This window comes from Paraburkholderia sp. 2C (assembly GCF_054589215.1).
Genome location: NZ_BAAILL010000037.1, coordinates 23,459 through 29,510, shown reverse-complemented (window position 1 = coordinate 29,510; position 6,052 = coordinate 23,459). Strand labels below are relative to the sequence as shown.

General features: G+C 66.0%; 8 protein-coding genes. All 8 read left to right on the top strand.

Going from position 1 to position 6,052, the window contains the following annotated elements:
* On the top strand, positions 1-1,134 hold a 1,134-nt coding region (locus ACYPXD_RS16805), incomplete at its 5' end, for a flagellar hook-length control protein FliK (protein WP_459713458.1).
* Between the two features lie 198 nt (positions 1,135-1,332).
* Positions 1,333-1,845, top strand: a complete 513-nt coding sequence (fliL, locus tag ACYPXD_RS16800) for a flagellar basal body-associated protein FliL (RefSeq protein ID WP_459713456.1) — start codon at positions 1,333-1,335, stop codon at positions 1,843-1,845.
* A gap of 60 nt (positions 1,846-1,905) precedes the next feature.
* Positions 1,906-2,904 carry a flagellar motor switch protein FliM gene (gene fliM / locus ACYPXD_RS16795; protein WP_459713454.1) on the top strand — a complete coding sequence of 333 codons (999 nt, stop codon included), beginning with the start codon at positions 1,906-1,908 and terminating at the stop codon, positions 2,902-2,904.
* Positions 2,897-3,388, top strand: a complete 492-nt coding sequence (fliN, locus tag ACYPXD_RS16790) for a flagellar motor switch protein FliN (RefSeq protein WP_459713450.1) — start codon at positions 2,897-2,899, stop codon at positions 3,386-3,388. The genes fliM and fliN overlap by 8 nt, the downstream gene beginning before the upstream one ends.
* Entirely contained in the window at positions 3,385-3,993 is a 609-nt protein-coding gene (gene fliO / locus ACYPXD_RS16785) for a flagellar biosynthetic protein FliO (RefSeq protein ID WP_459713448.1), read from the top strand. The genes fliN and fliO overlap by 4 nt, the downstream gene beginning before the upstream one ends.
* Positions 3,994-4,824, top strand: coding sequence for a flagellar type III secretion system pore protein FliP (fliP, locus tag ACYPXD_RS16780; RefSeq protein ID WP_459713445.1), 831 nt, complete (start codon positions 3,994-3,996; stop codon positions 4,822-4,824). It begins immediately after the preceding gene.
* A 52-nt stretch (positions 4,825-4,876) separates the two neighbouring features.
* Complete coding sequence (gene fliQ, locus ACYPXD_RS16775) at positions 4,877-5,146, top strand: flagellar biosynthesis protein FliQ (RefSeq protein ID WP_459713443.1); 270 nt, start codon at positions 4,877-4,879, stop codon at positions 5,144-5,146.
* 102 nt (positions 5,147-5,248) lie between these two features.
* Positions 5,249-6,040, top strand: coding sequence for a flagellar biosynthetic protein FliR (fliR, locus tag ACYPXD_RS16770; RefSeq protein WP_459713441.1), 792 nt, complete (start codon positions 5,249-5,251; stop codon positions 6,038-6,040).
* Positions 6,041-6,052: the final 12 nt, after the last annotated feature.

Genomic DNA, 6,052 nt, shown 5'->3' with positions numbered 1-6,052 from the left:
ACCGCCGCCGCGGCGGCGGCCGCCGCGGCCGAAGCGCAGGCCCGCGCGAATGCGGCGGCCGATGCAAACAAGGACGCCAGCGCGTCTGCCGACGACGCCGCGGCGAACGCAACCGCGGCGGCGCTCGCCGGCGACGCGAAGGCCGACGGCACCGGCGATCACAAAGGATCCGGCGGTGTGTCGACGGGTGGCAAGTCGATCCATCAGAAGGTCGACTCGGCGCTGGCGGCGCTGAACAGCGGACGTACGGATCTCGTCGCCGCGGTGCCGGTGCAGAACTTCGCCGCGGGCGCGGCCAACGGCGCAAGCGACAAGGCGAGCGCCGACCTCTCGGCCGGCGGCCCCGGCAATTCGAACAGCAAGGGCTTCGGGATCGGTCCGATGCTCGGCGACGCAAAGGCCGGCGCGAACGGCGCGGTGAACAACGGCATGCAGACGGACAATGCGTCCGTCGCCGCGACGGCAGCGCAGACCCAGCAGACCGCGCAAGCAAGCGCGAGCGCCGCAGCGGCGGCATCGGCCGCGGCGAACGCCGACGCGGCCGCCGCGACGAGCCTGCCCACCGCGACCGACGGCATCGATGCGCTCAACGCCGCGCTGGCCGCCTCGCAAGCGGGTGGCGCCGGTGCGGCCGCAAGCGGCGGCGCGGGTGCGTCGCAAGCGGCGAAGTCGGGCACCGCGGCCTACACCGAGAATGCGCTCGCGCCCGAAGTGGGCAGCACGGACTGGGACGAAGCGCTGAGCCAGAAGGTCGTGTTCATGTCGAACCTGCATCAGCAAAGCGCCGAACTGACGCTGAACCCGGCGAACCTCGGGCCGCTGCAAGTCGTGCTGCAGGTCGCGGACAATCACGCGCACGCGCTGTTCGTTTCGCAACACCAGGAGGTGCGCGCCGCGATCGAAGCCGCGCTGCCGAAGCTGCGCGAGGCGATGGAACAGAACGGCATCGGGCTGGGCAGCACCAGCGTCAGCGACGGCTTTGCGCGGCAAGGCGGGCAGCAGGCGCAGGACGGCGGCAGAAGCAACGGCAACCGCGGCGGCTATGACGGCGGCAGCGCCAGCGACGTCGCGGCGACGACGGTGACGGCCGGACCGACGCGCAGGACGGTGGGACTCGTCGATACGTTTGCCTGAGACGCTCACTCGGCACGCTGACTTGAGACGCTCGTTCGAGACGCTTACCGGGGACGTTTACCTGAGCGAACAAGCGAGCTAACCACGAATGTCCCCTCTTTTCGGCCCATCACGCGGCTTGCATTTAACGAACAATGCACGCTAACAAACTGACTTCAAGCTGACCTCGGACAGCCGCCGCCTTCACAGACACGACACATGGCCACCACGACCGCAAACCCGCAAGCCGCCGTAGCGCCGCGCTCGCCCGGGATGATCAAACGCACGCTCGTGATCGCGCTGATCGCACTCGTCGCGGCCGGTCTGGCCGGCGGCGGCACCTGGTTCTACATGAGCCGCCACGAGACCGCGCCGGCTCCGCAGCAAGCCGCGCAAGCGCCGAAGCCGTCGCCGATTCCGGTCTTCTTCGCGCTCGAGCCGATGACCGTCAACCTGCAGTCGGACGACGGCGAACAGCACTATCTGCGCATCGGCCTGACGTTGAAGCTCAACGACCAGCCGACGCAGGAACATCTGACCGCGCATATGCCCGAAATCCGCAGCCGCGTCCTGCTCGCGCTGTCGAACAAACACCCGGATGAACTCGCGCCGCTCGACGGCAAACGCGCGCTCGCGAAAGAACTTGCCGCGCTGATCGAACAGCCGACCGAAGCCGGCAGCCCGCCGGTCCATGTCGACGACGTGCTGTTCACCGAGTTCGTCGTTCAGTGACGCTGCGTCGCGTAGAAGCGCGTCTCTCTCAATAGGCGAACCGACGCACAAGGAATCGAGATGGGCCACGAAGAGTTCATGTCCCAGGAGGAGGTCGATGCCCTCCTGAAAGGCGTCACCGGAGAACACGACGAGAAGTCCGATCAGGCCGACCGGGCGGGCGTGCGCCCGTACAACATCGCGACGCAGGAGCGGATTGTCCGCGGCCGGATGCCCGGCCTCGAGATCATCAACGAGCGCTTCGCGCGGCTGATGCGCGTCGGCATCTTCAACTTCATGCGGCGCACGGCGGAAATTTCGGTGGGCCCGGTGAAGGTGCAGAAGTACAGCGAATTCACGCGCAACCTGCCGATCCCGACGAACCTGAACCTCGTGCACGTGAAGCCGCTGCGCGGCACGTCGCTGTTCGTGTTCGATCCGAACCTCGTGTTCTTCGTGGTCGACAATCTGTTCGGCGGCGACGGGCGCTTCCATACGCGCGTCGAAGGCCGCGACTTCACGCAGACCGAGCAGCGCATCATCAGCAAGCTGCTGAGCCTCGTGTTCGAGCACTACACGACCGCATGGAAAAGCGTGCGCCCGCTGCAGTTCGAATTCGTGCGCTCGGAAATGCACACGCAGTTCGCGAACGTCGCGACCCCCAACGAAGTGGTCGTCGTAACGCAGTTCTCGATCGAGTTCGGGCCGACTGGCGGCACGCTGCATATCTGCATGCCGTATTCGATGATCGAACCGATCCGCGACGTGCTGTCTTCGCCGATTCAGGGCGAGGCGCTCGAAGTGGACCGCCGCTGGGTGCGCGTGCTGTCGCAGCAGGTCCAGGCCGCCGAAGTCGAACTGACCGCGGACCTCGCGCAGATCCCGATCACGTTCGAGAAGATCCTGAACATGAAGACGGGCGACGTGCTGCCGATCAATATCCCCGAATTCATCACCGCGAAGGTGGACGGTGTGCCGGTGATGGAATGCGGTTACGGAATTTTCAATGGTCAATACGCGCTGCGGGTCCTGAAGATGATCAGCGCCGCGGACACGATGAAGGAAGGCGGATATGAGTGATCTGAACGGGACCCCTACCCCGACCCCCAACGCTGCGCCGGCAATGCCCTTGCCGGAACTCGCGCCGGACGCGGAAGCCCCTGCGCAGGCAGGCGAAGCAAGCGACGAAACCGCGCTCGACGACTGGGCGTCGGCGCTGGCCGAGCAGAACGGCAACGATGTGGCGCCGGCCACGGCAGGCGTGTTCCAGCCGCTGTCGAAGGTGACCTCGACCGCGACGCGCAACGACATCGACATGATCCTGGACATTCCTGTCCAGATGACGGTCGAACTCGGCCGCACGAAGATCGCCATCCGCAACCTGTTGCAGCTCGCGCAAGGCTCGGTCGTCGAACTCGACGGTCTGGCCGGCGAACCGATGGACGTGCTCGTCAACGGCTGTCTGATTGCACAGGGCGAAGTCGTGGTCGTCAACGACAAGTTCGGTATCCGTTTGACCGACATCATCACGCCGTCCGAGCGGATCCGGAAACTGAACCGATGAAACCCGCAGTGCTCGCGACGCGGCTTGCTCCGTTCGCAGCGTTTTCGTTAGCCTTCTCGCTTTTGGCTCCGTTGCCCGCGTGGGCGGCGGACCTCAATGCAGTCAACCATGCCGCGCAGATCGCTTCGGGCGTCGGCGCGGGATCGGCGGTACCGGCGCTCGGCGTCGGCGCGCTCGTGCAAACCATCGTCGGGCTGGCCGTCGTCATCGCGCTCGTGTTCGGCTGCGCGTGGCTTGCACGCCGGCTCGGCCTGCAGCCCGGACAGCGCGGCGGCCTCGTGAAAACGGTCGGCGGCACGTCGCTCGGCGGCAAGGAGCGGGTCGCGGTCGTCGAGATCGGCGACCAGTGGCTCGTGCTCGGCGCGGCGCCCGGCAACGTGCGTCTGCTGTATGCGATGCCGGCCGGATCGACCGGCGCGGCAGGCGCCGGCCGCGCGGGCTCCGGTTCGGGCCATGGCGACTTCGGTACGCCTTCCGCGGATGGCCACCACGCTGCTTCCACGGCCGGCGGCGGTCTGCCGGGCACCTTCGGCCAACGCTTTCGCGACGCGCTGAAAAGCGAGGCGGCGAAACGTCTGCAGCGGCACAGCGGCGGAGATCGATAGATGGAAGTGCTTCGCTCCGCGATGCGCCGTGACGGCGCGGCCCGCGCATTGACCTCGCCCGCGCGTCTGCTTTCGTCCGTGCGGCTTGGGCGCCTCGTGACGTTGATGGCGCCGGCGCTGATGCTGGCGCTCCCCTCCCTTTGCTTCGCCCAGGTAGCGGGCCTGCCGGCGCTGAACGCCACGCCGGGCCCGAACGGCAGCACGACGTATTCGCTGAGCGTGCAGACGATGCTCGTGCTCACGATGCTGTCGTTCCTGCCGGCGATGGTGCTGATGATGACGAGCTTCACGCGCATCATCATCGTGCTGTCGCTGCTGCGCCAGGCGATGGGCACGACGACCACGCCGCCCAACCAGGTGATGGTCGGCCTCGCGCTGTTCCTGACGCTGTTCGTGATGTCGCCGGTGCTCGACAAGGCCTACAACGACGGCTACAAGCCGTTTTCCGCGGGCACGATCTCGATGGACGACGCCGTGCAGCGCGGCGTCGCGCCGTTCAAGACCTTCATGCTGCGCCAGACGCGCGAAACCGATCTCGCGCTCTTCGCGAAGATCGCGCACACGCCGCCGATGCAGGGGCCCGAAGACGTGCCGCTGTCGCTGCTCGTGCCGTCGTTCGTGACGAGCGAACTGAAGACCGCGTTCCAGATCGGCTTCACGATCTACATTCCGTTCATCATCATCGACCTCGTGGTGGCGAGCGTGCTGATGTCGATGGGCATGATGATGGTGTCGCCAATCACGATTTCGCTGCCGTTCAAGCTGATGCTGTTCGTCCTCGTCGACGGCTGGCAGTTGCTGATCGGCTCGCTCGCGCAGAGCTTCACTTAGCCGCGCGCGCTTTTTCACCGACATCTTCAACCGACGCAGGAGCACAACCGCGATGACGCCGGAAACCGTAATGACCCTTTCGCATGACGCGATGCGCGTCACGCTGCTGCTGGCCGCGCCGCTCCTGCTCGTCGCCCTGATCGTCGGTCTGATCGTGAGCCTCTTTCAGGCCGCGACGCAGATCAACGAAAGCACGCTGACCTTCATTCCGAAGCTCGCCGCGGTCGGCGTCACGCTCGTGATCGCCGGCCCATGGATGATGGAAACGATGCTCGACTATATGCGTCAGGTACTGACGAACATACCGAACGTCGCGAACTGAAAGAAGCGGGACGCGGCACGGCGCGTATGCCGCTGTGGCATACGCCGTTTTTGCGTACGTATCCACCGTCGCAATCCATCGTCGCATTCGAATTCGACCGTCATGTTCACCGTCACCTATGCGCAGCTGAACGCGTGGCTCACCGCGTTTCTCTGGCCGTTCGTGCGCATTCTCGCGCTCGTGGCAAGCGCGCCGGTGCTCGGTCACGCATCGGTGCCGATGCGCGTGAAGGTCGGGCTCGCGGCATTTATCGCCGTGATCGTCGCGCCGACACTCGGCGCCATGCCGCAGGTCACGGTGTTTTCGGCGGCCGGCACGTGGATTCTCGTCAACCAGTTGCTGATCGGCCTCGCGCTCGGCTTCACGATGCAGATCGTATTCGGCGCGGTCGAAATGGCCGGCGGCATCATCGGCCTCGGCATGGGCCTTGGCTTCGCGACGCTGATCGACCCGCAATCGCACGGCTCGACCGACGTGCTGTCGATGCTGCTGAACATGATCGCGATGCTCGCGTTTGTCGCGCTCGACGGTCACCTGCAGGTGATCAGCGCGCTCGTCATGACATTCCAGTCGGTGCCGGTGAGCGCGAACGTGCTGAGCGCGCCCGGCTGGCGCATGCTTGCCGAATGGGGCACGACGCTGTTCGCGGGCGGCATGCTGATCGCGCTGCCGGTCGTGGCGGCGCTGCTGATCGCGAACCTGTGCCTCGGCATTCTGAACCGCGCGGCGCCGCAGATCGGCATCTTTCAGATCGGCTTTGCGGTCACGATGCTGGTCGGCCTGCTGCTAATCCAGCTGATGCTGCCGAACATGATTCCGCTCTTCGCGCGGATGATCGATAACGGTATCGAAGAAATGGGCCGCGTCGCGCTTGCGTTGCGGCCCGCTTCGTAGCGTGGTCTGCGC